Source organism: Oculatella sp. FACHB-28 (assembly GCF_014696015.1).
Classification (GTDB): Bacteria; Cyanobacteriota; Cyanobacteriia; order Elainellales; family Elainellaceae; genus JAAUTN01.
On sequence record NZ_JACJPJ010000057.1, the window covers coordinates 94,832 to 111,504 of the forward strand.

Annotated in this window: 15 protein-coding genes; 8 read left to right on the forward strand and 7 right to left on the reverse strand. The window is 48.2% G+C overall.

Annotation, left to right across the window (positions count from 1 at the left end; all coding sequences use genetic code 11):
• Positions 1-97: 97 nt before the first annotated feature.
• Entirely contained in the window at positions 98-1,000 is a 903-nt protein-coding gene (crtE, locus tag H6F88_RS11665) for a geranylgeranyl diphosphate synthase CrtE (protein ID WP_190642982.1), read from the forward strand.
• Between the two features lie 26 nt (positions 1,001-1,026).
• Positions 1,027-1,479: a divergent PAP2 family protein gene (locus H6F88_RS11670; protein WP_190642907.1), complete on the forward strand. Its 453-nt coding sequence runs from the start codon at positions 1,027-1,029 to the stop codon at positions 1,477-1,479.
• Between the two features lie 146 nt (positions 1,480-1,625).
• On the opposite strand, the gene H6F88_RS11675 is transcribed toward H6F88_RS11670, so the two are convergent.
• Entirely contained in the window at positions 1,626-2,363 is a 738-nt protein-coding gene (locus H6F88_RS11675; protein WP_199333560.1) for a hypothetical protein, read from the reverse strand.
• A gap of 6 nt (positions 2,364-2,369) precedes the next feature.
• Positions 2,370-2,696 (reverse strand): MgPME-cyclase complex family protein, encoded by a 327-nt coding sequence (locus H6F88_RS11680; RefSeq protein WP_190642908.1) that lies wholly within the window; start codon positions 2,694-2,696, stop codon positions 2,370-2,372.
• Positions 2,697-3,731: 1,035 nt separating this feature from the next.
• Here H6F88_RS11680 and H6F88_RS11685 point away from each other — a divergent pair.
• From H6F88_RS11685 to H6F88_RS11695, 3 genes are all read left to right on the forward strand, one after another.
• Positions 3,732-3,956 (forward strand): DUF2811 domain-containing protein, encoded by a 225-nt coding sequence (locus H6F88_RS11685; RefSeq protein ID WP_190642909.1) that lies wholly within the window; start codon positions 3,732-3,734, stop codon positions 3,954-3,956.
• A 147-nt stretch (positions 3,957-4,103) separates the two neighbouring features.
• Positions 4,104-4,733 (forward strand): protoporphyrinogen oxidase HemJ, encoded by a 630-nt coding sequence (gene hemJ, locus H6F88_RS11690; protein WP_190642910.1) that lies wholly within the window; start codon positions 4,104-4,106, stop codon positions 4,731-4,733.
• Between the two features lie 245 nt (positions 4,734-4,978).
• Positions 4,979-5,860 (forward strand): aspartoacylase, encoded by an 882-nt coding sequence (locus H6F88_RS11695; RefSeq protein WP_190642911.1) that lies wholly within the window; start codon positions 4,979-4,981, stop codon positions 5,858-5,860.
• On the opposite strand, the gene H6F88_RS11700 is transcribed toward H6F88_RS11695, so the two are convergent.
• The gene (locus tag H6F88_RS11700) at positions 5,853-7,046 is read right to left on the reverse strand and encodes an LL-diaminopimelate aminotransferase (RefSeq protein WP_190642912.1); all 1,194 of its coding nucleotides are present in this window, start codon (positions 7,044-7,046) and stop codon (positions 5,853-5,855) included. The two genes, H6F88_RS11695 and H6F88_RS11700, sit on opposite strands and share 8 nt — an antisense overlap.
• 72 nt (positions 7,047-7,118) lie before the next feature.
• Positions 7,119-7,457: a thioredoxin domain-containing protein gene (locus H6F88_RS11705; RefSeq protein ID WP_190642913.1), complete on the reverse strand. Its 339-nt coding sequence runs from the start codon at positions 7,455-7,457 to the stop codon at positions 7,119-7,121.
• Positions 7,458-7,665: 208 nt separating this feature from the next.
• On the opposite strand from H6F88_RS11705, the gene H6F88_RS11710 reads away from it, so the two are divergent.
• Positions 7,666-8,823, forward strand: coding sequence for a hypothetical protein (locus tag H6F88_RS11710; protein ID WP_190642914.1), 1,158 nt, complete (start codon positions 7,666-7,668; stop codon positions 8,821-8,823).
• A gap of 96 nt (positions 8,824-8,919) precedes the next feature.
• Positions 8,920-9,876, forward strand: a complete 957-nt coding sequence (locus tag H6F88_RS11715) for an NAD-dependent epimerase/dehydratase family protein (protein WP_190642915.1) — start codon at positions 8,920-8,922, stop codon at positions 9,874-9,876.
• A gap of 7 nt (positions 9,877-9,883) precedes the next feature.
• On the opposite strand, the gene H6F88_RS11720 is transcribed toward H6F88_RS11715, so the two are convergent.
• Both H6F88_RS11720 and H6F88_RS11725 read right to left on the reverse strand, forming a co-directional pair.
• Positions 9,884-10,633, reverse strand: a complete 750-nt coding sequence (locus H6F88_RS11720; protein ID WP_190642916.1) for an ABC transporter ATP-binding protein — start codon at positions 10,631-10,633, stop codon at positions 9,884-9,886.
• A gap of 224 nt (positions 10,634-10,857) precedes the next feature.
• Positions 10,858-12,105 carry an FtsX-like permease family protein gene (locus tag H6F88_RS11725; RefSeq protein WP_190642917.1) on the reverse strand — a complete coding sequence of 416 codons (1,248 nt, stop codon included), beginning with the start codon at positions 12,103-12,105 and terminating at the stop codon, positions 10,858-10,860.
• 697 nt (positions 12,106-12,802) lie between these two features.
• On the opposite strand from H6F88_RS11725, the gene H6F88_RS11730 reads away from it, so the two are divergent.
• The gene (locus H6F88_RS11730) at positions 12,803-14,584 is read left to right on the forward strand and encodes a C2 family cysteine protease (protein WP_190642918.1); all 1,782 of its coding nucleotides are present in this window, start codon (positions 12,803-12,805) and stop codon (positions 14,582-14,584) included.
• Between the two features lie 73 nt (positions 14,585-14,657).
• On the opposite strand, the gene H6F88_RS34420 is transcribed toward H6F88_RS11730, so the two are convergent.
• Positions 14,658-16,628, reverse strand: coding sequence for a helix-turn-helix transcriptional regulator (locus tag H6F88_RS34420; protein WP_190642919.1), 1,971 nt, complete (start codon positions 16,626-16,628; stop codon positions 14,658-14,660).
• Between the last annotated feature and the right edge of the window lie 45 nt (positions 16,629-16,673).

The window sequence follows — 16,673 nt, forward strand, 5'->3', positions numbered from 1 at the left end:
TTTTGAGCGCAAACTGTGCAAAACTTTCGTAGCACAAACGGAAATTTTAAGTTGAATCAGAAGTGTGAGGAATCAAGGGCTAGCCGTGACTAACGCCATGAATTTATCTCAGTCAGAGTTTAACCTTTCTACTTACCTATCCGCCCAACAAGCTCGTGTAGAATCCGCCTTGGACCAGTCCATTGCAGTCGTCTATCCGGAAAAGATTTATGAAGCAATGCGCTACTCTCTCATGGCAGGGGGCAAGCGTCTGCGCCCAATTCTTTGTCTGGCAACCTGTGAACTGCTGGGCGGGAGTGCTGCAATGGCAATGCCAACGGCTTGTGCCCTAGAAATGATCCACACGATGTCTCTGATTCATGACGATTTGCCTGCGATGGATAACGATGACTATCGCCGGGGCAAGCTGACCAATCACAAGGTCTATGGGGAAGACGTTGCGATCTTAGCGGGAGACGGTTTGTTAGCTTATGCATTTGAGTTCATTGCCCTGCAAACTCAAGGAGTACCTGCTGAGCAAGTTCTGCAAGTCATTTCACGGCTAGGGCGAGCGGTGGGTGCAGCCGGACTGGTTGGGGGTCAAGTGGTTGACCTGGAGTCTGAAGGCAAGGTCGATGTCGCGTTGGAAACGCTTGATTTTATTCATCGCCACAAAACAGGAGCGCTGCTCGAAGCCGCTGTAGTGTGCGGGGCAGTGTTGGCAGGTGGGTCAGAAGCTAACGTTCAAAGGCTTTCCAGCTATGCTCAAGATATTGGGCTAGCCTTTCAAATCGTGGATGATGTGCTGGATATTACGGCAACCCAAGAGGAATTGGGCAAATCAGTGGGCAAAGATTTGCAGGCTCAAAAAGTGACCTATCCCAGCATTTGGGGCATTGAGGAGTCAAAGCGTCAGGCAGAACAGCGAATCGCTCATGCTAAAGCGCAGCTAGAGCCTTTTGGAGAAAGCGCTCGGCCTTTGATGGCGATCGCCGACTACATTACTGCCCGAACTTATTAAGGACTCACTAAGGGAGGGATGCCGTCATGCAGGACATTAGTGCAATTTTGGATAATCACGTACTGCTGGTCGCAGTCATCGCCTGTTTAATCGCTCAGGTGCTCAAGTTAGTCTTTGAGTTTGCTCGACACGGCAAGGTTAACTTTCGCACGCTTGTTGAAACTGGCGGAATGCCCAGCGCCCATTCTGCTCTGGTGTCGTCCTTGGCAACTGGGGTAGGACAATTAATGGGGTGGGAGAGCAGCGAATTTGCGATCGCTCTAATCTTTGCCATCATCGTCATGTACGATGCAACCGGAGTCCGTCAGGCTGCTGGCAAACAGGCACGCATCCTCAACCAGATCGTGGACGAACTGTTTCGGGGCGACACCGAGTTTGCCGAAGAACGCCTCAAGGAACTGCTAGGACATACTCCCGTTCAGGTAATTGTCGGCTGTTTGTTAGGCATCACGATCTCCTGGTTAGCTGGCCCAGCTTGATTCATTAAACCTTCTGCGTGAATGGAAGCGCGGCGGGGGGGCCTTCCATTCACGCTTCAAAATCTATCAGGGCAAGAAACAAGGGTAGGGCTTAAGCTCTACCCTTGTTTCTTGTCCGAACTGAGGGGACTAGCGTTGTCTATCGCTCAATCCACGGAGGCGACCGCTGGGGTCAACAAAACGACGCGACGGCTATCAACAACTAATGCTAAGAAGTTGCGATCGCTCAATCGCTGCAATACAGAATTTGCTACAGCCGCATCGGAGGTATGCAACGCTAACAGGTAAGGACGCTGCCCATAGGAAACCAGCCCCACCTGACTACCTAATGCCTGCTGCACATCAGTTGCTACCTCTGGACGATTGAAGTAGTCAACCAGCACTGCATAGCCTGCGGCTAGAGGCTGGGGATTGTAAGACAGTGCCTCAGTAGATGCAGCAGTAGGAGGCTGCGTATTGGGAGCTTGTGCCTGAGTTGAAGCCGCTTCAGACGGACGGGCAACAAATGCTTGCATTCCGCCAAGGTCACTCAAATACTGCGCCCACGAGTTGGCAACCTCAGCATCAGTAAAGCCACCGACGCGAGTAACTGTGTTGTCCAAATAGCGGCAAACCGTTGTGGAGGCGTTAGGCGGTAAGGTACGCCGAAGCTGTTCTGGTGTTTGTCCAGATTCGCTGACGACCAAAAGAAGATATTCTCCTGCCGCAGGTGGCTCACAGGCAGGAGCAGACTGGGCGATCGCCCTCTGCCCCTTAATCCCCGTGATACTGATTCCCGTGAAGGTGATCCCCGCAACTACAGCAGCAAGCGCCACCTTCGCTGAGAAGACACACAGCTTGATTGGCAGCTTTATTGGAGTTTGGCGCATGATTGGGTCGCCCATGACGGTTTAAGACACAGAAGCCAGAGAAGCCAGCGGATCAGGAATCGTCGCAGAGGGAGCCTGAAACTCACCCGTTGCTACATACTCCAGTCGCAACTTCAGCCAAGTAACCAACTGCGGGTTGGTTGAAACAACTGCGGCAGCAGGTTTGGGGCACTTAGCAGCGATCGCTGCCATCTCAGGTGCTTGCAAAAAGGCAGGCTGGTGAACCAGCCAAAAATCGATTTCTTTCCCCTGATCCTGATAGTTGCGTGTCCGCTCCCGCAACACCTCGTCAATGGGTTCTTCCAACAAAAATTTTTGACTGGCTAAAGCGTAATAGTAAGTCTGCATACCTAAATCTCAGTACCACTCATTCAGTAATCAACTCGGGTGATTTTGTTACGGTATCTGCCCTATTCAACCTTTTCACCCTAAAAAGCAAACTTTTGAGAAAGCAGTGCCGAACCTTGCTTCCTCAAGAACAACCCACCTTTAGAAGATTATCAAAATCGGCTGCTTTCAGATCACCCCTCACACCCCTAATCGCAGCATAAGCAAAACTCCAAGTGTCTGTGGAAAAGCAATAGTGGAAAAGCAATAATCCCTCTCTCTGAGGAAATGCAAGGTAAAGCACAAGCAACAAAAGCTAGCAAATTGCTTCAGCTAGCAAAGCTCCGAAAGGAGCGAACACTCGCTCGCCTCTGCGCGGACAGAATTTTTCTCAGAAATGTCCTTTGTCAATCGCAACCCTTATAGATCAAGTGTTCTATTTCAGCATAGACACAACAGAACACTTGATCTATTCTAGGAGCATTCCTCGCTTGCAGATTGGGTTTTAGCAGAAGCAAGGAACACGGACAAGATTCAGCAACTTCTGACTTTTCAACTTTTTGCAATTCTTATCTTTTGGCTTGATTTTCCCCACGCATTCCACACTGTTTCCACAAGTGGGTTGAGGTTTTTCCACAGATTAGCTGAGGTTTTCCACAGCCCTTAACGAGAGCATAAGGACTTGCCGTGTTGTTGGGGATTTCAGTCTTAAAAAGCAGCTTTCTCATAAACCACCGTCTTATGATGAAGTTGTGTAACAAGAAATGCCTTGAAACCCTGATTCCTCCGTAAACCTTATTTTTATCTGAAGAGGATCGCAACATTTTGCAGCATTGACAAGCCTACCCCCCTCTAGCGCACAATGATGCGACCTACCTAAAAAGCGCTCCGATTTGAGCCGGTCTGGATCTGCCTGTGGATTATCTGTGGATTATTTGCGGGAAAGTTTCAAACTTAGCTTAGAGTCGCGTTGGCGCTGATTTTAGCTGCAACTATGGCAGCGATCGCGCCACAGGCAGGTGTTTTTGTCCATTCGCCCATTTACCAGAGGTTTCCATGAACGCAACCGTCAGCATCTTGGCAGAAATCCCTGAAGAGTTACATGAATCGCTCCAAGGCTACCTGGAAACCCATCCTGACTGGGATCAAGACCGGGTGTTTTCTGCTGCTCTCTCACTGTTTCTGTTACAGAATGGCAATAGCGACAGCGTCGAGTCGTCTCGGAGCTACCGTCGTGCTGCCAGAGTTTATCTAGATACGCTGTTTAAGCACGCTGTCTGAGGCGTAGCTTAAGGCATTCTGACTGAATGCTTGTCTGAGTGCTTCTCTCGTTAAGCTTATTTAAGGCATTGGCGCTGCCCCTTAAAAGACTGCAATTGACTCGATACAATTAGGTCTTGGCTGTAGCAGCTATAGAGGATCTGACCCATGAATTATCTCTGGTTCAAAGCATTTCATATTGTTGGCGTTGTGGTTTGGTTTGCTGGCTTATTCTATTTGGTGCGTCTGTTTGTCTATCACGTCGAAGCAAATGAGCAGCCAGAGCCAGCCCGTAGCATTCTTCAACAGCAGTACCAGATCATGGAGAAGCGGCTCTATAAGCTGATTACTACGCCAGGTATGGTGTTAACGGTAGTGATGGCGATCGCCATGCTAGTCACTGCCCCTGAACTCCTCAGAGATACCTGGCTCCACGTCAAAATGGGCCTTGTCGCTGTGCTGATTGGCTACCACCACTACTGCGCTCGTTTGATGAAACAAATGGCCACAGACAAGTTTGCTCTAGGTAGTCAGCAAATGCGATGGCTCAATGAAGTTCCCACAGTGTTTTTGGTAGTGATTGTGCTGCTTGCGGTATTTAAGAATAATTTGCCTACGGATGTGACGGCTTGGGGTGTTCTGGCTCTGATCGTGGCAATGGCGGCAATTATTCAGCTTTACGCCCGCAAGCGGCGGCTAGACAAGGAGAAGCTAGCTGCTACGGCTGATGCAAGCATGAGCAGCATGGCTAACGTCAGCGCAAACAACGGTCATGCATCAGAAGTGCAGGCTGGCTAACCTTTTACGATGAGCTAGAGCGCATCTACCAACACTCAAATTGCTGAAAAAGCTGAGGCAGCTAATTAAACCCAATCAAAAGATTTAAGGGGGGAAATGGTAAAACCATTTCCCCCCTTAAATCTTTGATCTGGAGTGAGGCTACTGAGGCTCTACAGGTTATTCTGTCATGTGGGTTTCCCCATATCCTGTTGTCTAGCTAAGCAAAACTCTTCATCACACTTGCTAGGACAGTAAGGATAGAAATGAACAAAATCAAACGGGTGTTAATTGCAGGTGGAACGCACGGCAACGAGCTAAATGGAATTTATGCAGTTAGAAAGTACGAGCGATGTCCCGAACTGATCCATAGACCAAGCTTTGAGACGTTAACTGTATTAGGCAATCCTAGGGCTATAGAAGCAGGGGTACGCTACATCGATAAAGATTTGAATCGCTGTTTTGATATTCCAGAGGGGAAGGCAACAGATCTTGACTATGAAGTTCAGCGAGCCAGAGAGATCAAGAGCCAGTTTGGACAAGCAGGACAAATGCCTGTGGACTTTGCCATTGATCAGCACGGCACTGACTCTAATGCAGGGTTGATGCTGATTTTAGATAGTCTTGACTGCTTCACTTTAAAGCTGGCAGCTTACCTGAGCTGCAAACAGCCTGAGCTCAAAGTTTACAGTTCTGCTGCTTCGGGCCGCAGTCAAGATTCACTGCGATCAATTGCTAGATATGGAGTCGGGATTGAAGTCGGACCCGTTGCCCACGGAACACTACACGCAGAACTGTTTCAAAAAACTGAAGTATTAGTTTGTGCAATTTTGGATTACTTAGAACAGTACAACAGCAACACAGTTTCACTAGAAGAAACATCATTAACTGTTTATCAACATGCCAATGCAGTCGATTATCCTAAGGGCAAAAACGGTGAGATTCAAGCGATGATTCATCCTCGGCTTCAGTTCAAAGACTATGAGGACTTGAATCCTGGTGACCCAATGTTTTTAACATTTGACGGAGATGCGATCGCCTATCAAGGCAGCACAACCGTCTACCCTATTTTCATCAACGAAGCTGCTTATTACGAGAAGGGAATTGCAATGTACCTAACCCAAAAACAGCAATTCCAAGTTAGCTAAGCAGTTGGTGGTATTTATATTGGTTAAAAAACCTTGCCATGCGCTCCACAGCAGATTCTAAAATCGCTGGTTCATGCACCAGGGCAAATCGGACATACCCCTCACCCGACTTACCAAAACCTGCCCCAGGAGAAGCGGCAACGCCTGTTTCTTCCACTAAACGGGTGCAGAATTGGATGGAGTCTTGCACCCAGGGTTCTGGCAGTCTTGCCCAGATGTACATCGTCGCGTCAGGACAGGGCACCTGCCAGCCAATTTGGTGCAGGGCAGCGATGAAGGCATTCCGACGCTGACGGAAAGTTTCAACTGCGACATTCACCCCGGCTTGCGGTCCAGTGAGAGCAGCGATCGCCCCATTCAAAATGCCGCGATACTGATTGAAATCCACAGCCGCTTTTACCTGCCGAAGCGCCAGAATTAACTCCTTATTGCCGATCGCATAGCCCACTCGAAAGCCCCCCATGTTATAGGACTTTGACATGGTAAAGAATTCAATCGAGCAAGTCTTATTCGGGTCAGCCTGGAGAACAGAAGGGGGAGCGCTGCCGTCAAAATACAGGTCAACATAAGGAAAGTCGTGAACCAGCACCAGGTTGTGTTGCTGACAAAAGGCAACCGCTTTTTGGAAAAATGAGAGGGGAGCGATCGCCGTCGTCGGATTATGCGGGTAGCTCAACACCATCATCCGCGACTGGTTCAGCACGGGTTCAGGAATATCTTCTAAAACTGGTAAAAATCCGTTTTCTGCCAACAACGGCATCGTATATATCTGACCGCTCGCCAAATATACGCCCCCAGCATGGGAAGGATAGCCAGGATCTTGCAGCAGCGCAAAATCACCTGGATTTAAGATCGCTAGCGGCAGGTGTGCCGTCCCTTCTTGCGAACCAATCAGCGGTAAAACTTCGGTTTCTGGATCTACAGCGATGCCAAATCTCTGGGTATACCACTGTGCCGCAGCTTGCCGAAACGCCCGAGTCCCATGAAACAACAGATAGCCATGAGTGTCAGGATCGCGCAGGGAAGTGGCGATCGCCTCCAATACATGCTCTGATGCAGGCAAGTCAGAAGACCCCAACGACAGATCAATCACATCTTGACCTGCGGACTTAGCTCTGGCTTTAGCCCGGTCCATGTCTGCAAACACATTGGCTTGCAGCGGCTCCAAACGTTTGGCAAATTGCATGGTCTTGTTGTAGCCCAGATTGATAGCGTAGGAGGATGGGCAAGTCCGGACCTACACGGACTGGCTTATTACTTAAGCCGCTGTGGGTAAGTAAGGAGTGAGAAACGCTTCTAGTTTTTGCTTACTCATTGCCCCTTCTGTCGAAGTAAGGACTTCGCCCTGCTTTAGCAGAACCAGAAAAGGAACTCCCTGAACCTGGTACTTTGCTACAGTTTCCGGGTTGGGATCGACTTCCATCTTGACGACCTTGAGGCGATCGCCATAGGTTTGGGCCGCCCAATCTGCTACTGGCGACATCAAGCGGCAAGGGCCACACCACGAAGCCCAGAAGTAAACCAACACAGGCTGTGTGGCGCTTAAAACTTCTGCGTCAAACTCAGGATCTGTGATCGAAAGGACAGTGTTGCTCATGCTAGGTCACAATAATTCAATCACCACCTGATCTAGGTTAACCGTCAGACCGTCGTTTCGGGTCAAAACTGGGACTAAATCGATAAAAAACTTCTACGTTGTACCGCTTTTACCCGTACACTAAGGCATCTTTATTACACCCCCTCACCCAGACTGGAAGCTCTCCTGCTGAATGTTCAAAACACTATAGAAACTATTGGTAACTGACGTGACTCAAACTAGTACTTCATCCAAGGCTGTTCAAGTTCGAGCGATCGCCACCCCAGAAGAAATCGAGCAGTTTTTAGACGTTCCTGCAAAAGTCTATGCTGACGACACAAACTGGGTGCCCCCCCTCCGCAGTAGCGTTGCCAAGCAGCTTGCCCCAGACAATCCGTTTCTTCAGTACGGCAAACTGCAAGCTTTTATTGCGGTGAAGGGCGAATCCGGTGAGGAAGTCGTTGGCCGCATCGTGGCATCTGTGAACCAGCGTTTGATCGAGCGGGAAGGCAAGAACGTTGGACTGTTTGGCTTTTTTGAGTGCGTAGAAGATTCGGCAGTTGCCCAGGCTCTTTTGCAAGCTGCCTGCCAGTGGCTCCGAGAGCAAGGGATGACCAAAGCGAGAGGACCGATCGACCTCTCCACCCACAACAATTGCCTGCTGCTGGTGAATGGCTTTGACTCACCGCCGACGATCATGATGCCCTACAACCCGCCCTACTACCCCCAATTCATTGAGCAGGATGGTTGGCAAAAAGCGATCGATGCCTATTCCTATCACTTGCCCCTCGATCGCCCCCTTCCGACTGAGTATGAAAAAGGCTATCGTATTGCTGCTAAGTCAGGAGTGAGCTTTCGTCGGGTCAATCTTAAAGGCGAAGCGTTCGATCAGGATGTCGAGGGAATTTATTATCTGTTCAACAAAGCCTTTGCCAACAACTACAGTTCCACGCCCCGGACATTAGAAGAATTCAGGGAAGAGGCAGAAGACCTCAAAACCGTAGTTGATCCCGACATCTTTTGGATTGCTGAATACGAAGGGGAAATGGTCGGCTTCTTCATGGCGCTGCCTGACTACAACATTGCGCTCAAGCACGTTGGCGGCAAGCTCAACTGGCTAGGCATTCTCAAACTGCTCTGGTATCGCCGTCAGATCAACCAGGCACGAGTCATCGTCATTTGCGCTCTACCGGAACACCGCCGCAGAATGGTGCCTCTAGCTTTGATCCATCTGGGAATGCAGAGTGGCGTGCAAAAAGGCAAACCTTACAAGCAAGCAGAACTAGGATACGTCTACGAAGATAATTCTCCTTCTCGTAAAGTCGTTGAAGCGACCGGAGCAAAAGTCTACAAAACCTACCGAATCTATGAGAAAACACTGGTGTAAACAGCCGTAGGTTGGGTGAAGCAAAGCGTAACCCAACTTCTTCAAGCAGGTTGTGGAGCAGGTTAATTCTCAGGGTTAGTAATGGGGACGCAGAGAATGAAAGCATTGGTCACAGGAGCCAATGGCTTTACCGGATCGCATTTGGTGAAGGCATTGGAACAGCGAGGAGATACCGTCATAGGCTGGGTACGCAAATCTAGCGATTTGTCTCGTCTGTCCGACTGTAAAGTGCAATTGGCTTATGGCGATCTGACTGACTCTCAAGCACTGCAAGCCGCAATGCAGGGCGTTGATGCTGTATTTCACACGGCTGCCTATGTAGAACTGGGCGTAGTCGATGAAGCCAAAATGCAGCAGGTCAACGTAGAAGGAACTCGTGCTGTGATGCAGGCAGCCCAGCAAGCTGGCGTGTCTAAAGTCGTCTATTGCAGCACGATTGGCATTTACGGTGACACTCAGGGGCGAGTGATCGACGAAACGTTCCAGCGTACCCAAAAGGGGTTTTCGTCAGGCTACGATCGCACTAAATATCAGGCTCAGCAGCTAGTCGATCAGTTTGCGGCTGAGGGTCTGCCTGTCGTTAGCGTCATGCCGTCAGGCATTTTTGGGGCAGATGATCCCCACTTTGGCCCAGTAATCGACCAGTTTCTCAAAGGGCGGCTGAAGCTGTGGGCGGGGAGCGATCGCATCACCGGGATCGTCCACGTAGACGATCTGGTAGAAGCAATGCTGCTGGCTGCCGATAAAGCCCAGCCAGGTTCCCACTACATCCTTTCTGCTGGGGAAATGACGACTCGTGAAATGTTTCAATTCCTCAGTCAAGAAACTGGGATCGCGCCACCTGGGGAAGCGCCAAAAGCGATCGTCCGGGTTTTAGGAAATTTGCTTGATCCGGTAGGACGGCTACTTTCCTGGCAACCTCCACTGAGCCGAGAAAGGGTTCACTACATCTACGATCGCTGCGTTCGGGTAGACGCAACTAAAGCGGTTCAAGAACTGGGCTGGCAACCTCGCTCGGTCGAAGCAACACTCCGAGAAGTTTTGAAGCGGTAGATGTCTATTACCGCTTCAAAATCCCGTCTTCTAAGTACGCAACCCGATCAGCGACATCAATGATGCGAGAGTCGTGAGTCACCATCAGCACACTGCGTCCGCCTTCTTTTGCCAAGTTTCGCAACAGCGCAATCACAGCATGACCACTTTGAGAATCAAGCGCAGCTGTAGGTTCATCTGCCATGATGAGTTGGGGATCACCAGCCAGGGCACGGGCGATCGCCACCCGTTGCTTTTGTCCACCTGACAAATCTTGCGGCAAATTCTTTGCCTTGTTTCCCAACCCGACCTGCTCCAACAGAAATAAGGCTTCTTTATGAGCCGCCCCTACTCGGTAGCCCTTTAGTTTTAGGATGACCTCGATATTCTCGACTGCCGTCAGTGCCGGAAACAGGTTAAATCCCTGAAAAATAAAGCCAATGTTCCTTAGCCGGAACCGAGAAAGCTGCTGCCGAGACATACGTGTAATCTCTTCGCCCAGCAGGAACACGCTGCCACTGGTTGGGGTTAGAATTCCTGCCAGGATTGACAGCAAAGTTGTCTTTCCTGATCCGGATGGACCCATCAGCAGTTGAATATTTCCTTTAGCGATTTCTAAATTGATGTCTTGAAGCGCATGAAAGCTTTGGGTACCCGCATGGTATACCATTTCTATGCCTTTCGCGGCGATCGCAGGCTCGTTGATTAGCCTTGGAGCCGTAGAACCTCTTTGAAACCGGGTACCTAACTCGGTGAAATTAATTTGAGAAGCTGCCATGCGTTTCAGTAGTTGAGATGTGAACTTTAAAGTAGTAGAGACAAATCGCAATCGAATCGCCAGAATGTTAGATCCGCATCGAAGTCGCCCTAATCCAGATTAAGTAGATTGTTTTTTCAAGTTTCAGCCACATACGACTTTATTTTTAGTGTACCTAGACACCCTAGCTAGCTTGATTAAGCTTTCATTAGAAACTCTTTACACTCAACCCCAGCCTTGAAGGACTAAGCTTTGAAAACGATTGCAGGATCAACATGAGTCACCTTCTGGATAGCAAATAGAGCAGAGCCACCGCACATGGCGATCGTGATTCCTAAAATGCCGATGGCAGAGAGCGGAGTAATGAGAATCGTGATCCCCTGAGTTGCAAAAGTCCATGCTCCCAACCCTAAGCAAAAAGCCATGCTAGGGACATAGCCTAAAACTGCCATCCACAAGGCTTGCTCAATGATGATGCTGTAAATGACTCGATCAGACGCTCCCATCGCTTTAAGGGTGCCAAATTCCTTCATGTGGTCAGAGACAGACGCATATAGAATCTGTCCGACGACGACCATCCCAACAACGACTCCTACAGCTGCTCCCAGTCTCAAGACAAAACCAATGCCCGTCCGCTTTTCCCAATAGCTACGAGTGTGGTCCGCCATTTCTGTCTGGGTGTAAGCCTGCGTACCCACGAGCTCATCTTCCAGTTGCTGCTTTAGGATCTCGATATTTTGCCCCGCTTCTGCCCGCACCAACACATATGAAATTGGGTCGGTCGAAGTTAGGGTCCGAGGCTGCGAAGCAGCGGGGTCAGCAGGGGAGTCAGAGCGTTCATACACCGTGCTGCACTCCAGCGCACCGCCCGGCTGCACGTCGCAGAGAACATTAGAAGTCAAGCCTGCGCTGACATAGTTCATCGTATTTTCTAGGGACGTGAAGATGAAGGCACTTGTGGCGATCGATTGCGTTCCCTGAGTTTGCCCTACGACACGGGCTGGGATGGAGTTGATTGAGCCGCGTCCGTTTTCCGGATCTAGCTGAAGCGATCGCAAATTTGTCTCATCCACCATGATCGTGTTGGGTTCATTCAGGTCGCTCTGATTGCCCTGTGTTATGTCCCACAACCTAAACAGCCGCCCATCTGGGTCATAACCAATCAGCCTGACAGGAGCAATCTCGCCAGAAGTGCTGCGCCACCTGCCGCTTTGAATCATCAGCGCCTCTGCCCGATTAACTCCTGCCAATTGCTGTGCCTGTGCAACTTGCCCTAGAGTCAACGGTTGAGTCAACTCAAAGTGAACCATCTCCTCAGCTGCAACCCAGATATCAGCGTTTGAATTTTCGATTAGCTGTACGGTAGAGCGTGTAAATCCTTCTAAAATGCCCGTTTGAATTGTCACAAGGCTGACTGCAAAAACAATCCCCGCTTGGGCAACCAGGAAGCGAGGGATGTCTTCAAACAAATTTTTGCGGGCAATAGAAGCCATGATTTGGAGACGCTAAGAGGCTTTCTTGTGCCCCGATAAAGTTTTACTGTAGACACTTAATTTAATGTTACTTTGCTCTTGCCCTACTTCGCTGGACAGATGTGCCAGTGCAGTAAGTGGGCTGCCTGGCTCAGATTTGTAGCAGCGGTAACAGCAACCCCAAGATGTGGTTGATAGCCAAGCTCAGTAACTTTCACCTCACAGAATTACTAGTTTCCAATTCAATCGCTGATCCAAAAAGTATTTCTTCTTAAGTAGAAACACGATAACAGCGTATTTCTACTTGGAGAGAGTATGCGTTTTATTGAATTCATGAGTTTCACAAAGTTGTGTTTAAGTAAACCTACAGAATTGCTTTAGGAAATATACCGATATGGCAAAAGGTCGTTTTGATATTATTACTTAGGTTTTAAGATAAAAATTATACCGCCTGACGATCGCCTCCCAAACCTCTAAGTCCACTTAACAAATTCCTGTTCATGAACAGGAATACCTTATAAACGTCCTCAGTATAAGTCACTAAATTGTCTGACTGCAGCTAGGAAGTAACGTCCTTGCAGTATTTACCCTGGAAATAACATAAGTATTAGTAGCAAAATTCCAGTATAAATTCGGACAAAAAACATGATTTTTCCCGTGTTCTAGATGTCGATTTTGGGCAAATTATGACCAAGCGACTCAATAAGAGAACACAATTATGGCTGCTGATTACGCTGGCAATACGCCCAAGCAAGCGAGACAAATTAGCCTTACTTCTACACCAAGAACCTATAAAGATCGAGTTGGCTCTCTTGATACCAACGACTACTACAGCTTTACATTGGGCAAGCGCAGCAGCGTTAAACTTGCCTTAAAGGGTTTGAATGCTAACGCTGATATGGCGTTAATTAGTAAGTCTAGAAGTCAACCTACAAGGCGATCGACTCGTAGCAGTAATCAAGGTGAAGCAATCAATCAAGTATTAGATGCAGGGACCTATTACGTTCGGGTTTATCCCCGTAGCGGCAACGTTGGATATCAATTGAGTGTGTCTGCTTCTGCAGTAAAAAGCTATCAGCGCTACACGTTCAAATACAGCTATGGCAATGGCGATTACTACACAGGCTATGGCTACAGCACAAGCGATCGCTACCGCAGTGGACAACAAATTACTTACAGCAATTCAGACAGTTCAGGTTATACCGGCTCCTATCAAATCACCTCAGCCGTTAACTACACAGGTACCACTCAAAATTTAGACAAGCTACGGGTTAACAGTTACTACGACAGCGAAAGGAATGATAGCTATCCGCCCTTTTTCGGCTATGGCAGTAGCGGACTAGGTAGCGAATCAGGCTATATCACTAAAACCAGCAATTTCTTTGATAACAAAACTGAAGCTGACCCTACAGAGGATTGGTTTGGTAATACGCTTCGAGATGCTGGACTGCGATTTGCTACACGATCTCGCTTCCTTGATAGCAAGCTCGATCGGAATGACATGATCACTATCTTTCGTGATGCAAAAGATGGAGGAGCAATTGACTCCACTGAACTCAATGATCTCCGCACTCTAACTAGCGACAAATCTTATGTCGCAATGGACGATCATGTCCGAGTTCTATCTAGCAAAGTTGTGAATAGCAATGAGGCAAACTCACAGTATCAGGGGAAAGCACTGGGGAATTTGTTTGCAGGTAGCAGTGATGTTCATCTTGAGAAGCTGGTGAATAAGTGGTTTTTAGGAAGCGATCGCCCCGCTGCCGCCAACACCTATCGCTATGCAAACGGTTCCCTATTTCAAAATGGTGTGAGCTACCAGGACATCAAACAGGGCAAAGCTAGCAACTGCTATTTCTTAGGAGGTTTAGCTGCAACAGCGATACGATCTCCCAATTCGATTCAAGATATGTTTATTGATAATGGCGATAACACTTACACCGTTCGCTTCTTTAATCAAGGTGTTGCTGACTACGTCACAGTAGACCAATATTTGCCCGTCGCTTCGTCAGGCCAGTTCACATACGCTAGCCAAGGTGGATACTACAATCGCACCTCCACTGAATTGTGGGTTGCTCTAGCAGAAAAAGCTTACGCTCAAGTCAACTCTTCAGGCTGGACTTATCGCTGGAATAATGACCACTCCAACTCTTATCAGGGCATCAACAACGGTTGGTTTGGAGATGCGATTCGTGACATCACAGCAAAGAGTTCTTCTATCCGCAATTCGCTAAACTTTGATACTTTGGTCAACGCCTTTGCAGCCGGCAAGATGATCGGTGTCAATTCAAAAGCAAGTGGTCAAATTTCCTCTACAGTTGTCTACAATCATGTTTATGTATTAACGGATTACAACTCATCCACCCAAAAATTCACCTTGTTCAATCCCTGGGGAGTCAGTGGTGGATATGAAAATGGTTCCTCCAAGCCCGGAACATTGAATATAACCTGGAACGAATTGACTGCAAACTTCAGCAGTTGGGATTCTTCCGTAAGTTAATAGCTGTATAGCGCCAGTCACTCAATAAAAAAGGAGGAGGGTCAAGCCCTCCTCCTTTTTTCTGATACACAACTCAACTGTTAGTGAGATGGTAGGTGATTAGCGGCATTGTTTTCTGAGATATAGCGTTCACATCCTGTTCAAAATCTCCAAGCAACATCTTAATTTGTTCAAGATGTTTAGGCTGAATTGTTCGCTGCCCTTTTAGCCAACGAGTAACCAGAGAACGATCTACTTGTAGAGCATCTGCCAGTTGTGCTTTAGTCATACCTTTTGCATCGAGTGCTGCCTGAATTGCATCACTTGTTAGCATTGGCGACTGAACACGAGTCCGTTCAGGCTTTAACGAAATAGGGGCATGGGCACCGAGCTTTTCCTGAATCTTTACTGAAGGTTTGATGATGACGATCGCCTTCAACCAGGTTGCTAACCAGTTACGGGGACGATACCCAGACCCAGACTCAGACTCATCACTCAACGACCAAGCAGGTCGGATACTTTCTGGATAAGTTGCTGGATCAAAATCGATTTCCCAGCCTAACTCTTTGAGAGTGAGTAAAGCACTGTCCCACTGATCGATCAACTTAACGCGGCGTAGTCGGTCTTTCTGAACATTCTCCAAGAGTTCTTTTGGCTCTAGCCGTTCTAGTAGAGTCTGCACTTCATAGCGACCATCGTCTCGAATCCGACTCATGATTGTCAGGAAAATGGCAAGTTTTGAAGCTAACCGTTGGCGATAAGGATTAATTTGAAGCGTACTTTTTGCCAAATAGCCATATTGGAAGAGCGCTTCCTTGGCACTACCATCGCTGGCATTGAGAAACTTTTCGGTCCAAACTCCAGGACGTACCTTGATATATAACTCATCTGGGTCGCCTGCCTCGTAGGTTGGGGAATCTGGCTGGTTAATATCCATTGTCAGCGCCAACTGACCCGCATAGCCTAACCCTTCTAAAATCCACATTGCGCCCCGCTCAACGTTATATCGTTTTGCGCCAATGTTAATGTTTTTGACTAACACGGAGAGGCTACAGACTAGTTCTACGAGATGTCCAATCTTTTTGAGTTTTTGGGCGATCGTGATATCTGTGCGCTTATCCCAACCAAAGAGCCGGATCAGGTCAGTTCCCTTTAAGCGAATTTGCTCTGCCCATGGCTCATCTGAATCGGTCGCATAGGAGGAAAAAATGAGAAACACATAGGCAGCTTCCGGTCCAAACTGCTGAATAATTTCCCATGCAGCTTTGCCTGGAACCAGCTCAATTTGTTGACTGGAGGGGCTTTGACGAACAATCTGATGCTGAATAAACCCTTCCCCAACGAGCTTCTGCCAATAGGGATATTCTCCATCTTCCCATTGCGAATTAATCAGGGCTTGGGCACCTGTGAGAATAGGATAACCCGTTGCTACGCGTTCAAATTCTGTATCTTGAAATAAAGGCTCACGTATAACAGCATCAACAGATTGAACACCCAGCAATTTATCAATTTCAACTGTATTTTGCCCTGATAGATCTAAATAACGTAACCATTGACTCGCTGTGTGAAAAGCACAGGCACTCACGACTAATGATTCACGCCATTCATCACTATCGGTCAAGTTAACCCCAGCTTCTAGTGATAACATTCCTGCGACTGAGCAGTCGGATGGGATTAACCCTTCTCGCTGCCACTGGTCAAGCCGGATTAAAATCCAGCTTGCTGTTTGGTTCCAAAACTCATCCGTTCTCAGCACTGAGCGGAATCGGCGCTCAATCCTCAGGAGTGTTTGTTTTTGCAGAACGCCAAGCTTTTCTGTCTCGCTGTAGAGGTTCCGTGCATCTGCTCTATCTTTGGCCCGTGTGTTTGCTAGATGCAGTCTGAATTGATTGATTCCAGTAGCAACATTAACCAGGACTAGATTTAGAAACGATTTGTCTGCTTTTAATTTTGCAGCAAGATCTAGCACCTGTGTCTGATCTGGAGAAACTGACGTGAGGTTGGGAGAAAGAGGCTCTGCCAAGACAGGAGTAGAGGCTAGGACAAGGTTATCAGGCTGATTCACAGGTGCTACACAGAACCGATTCACATCGGCATAGTATAACCCTGA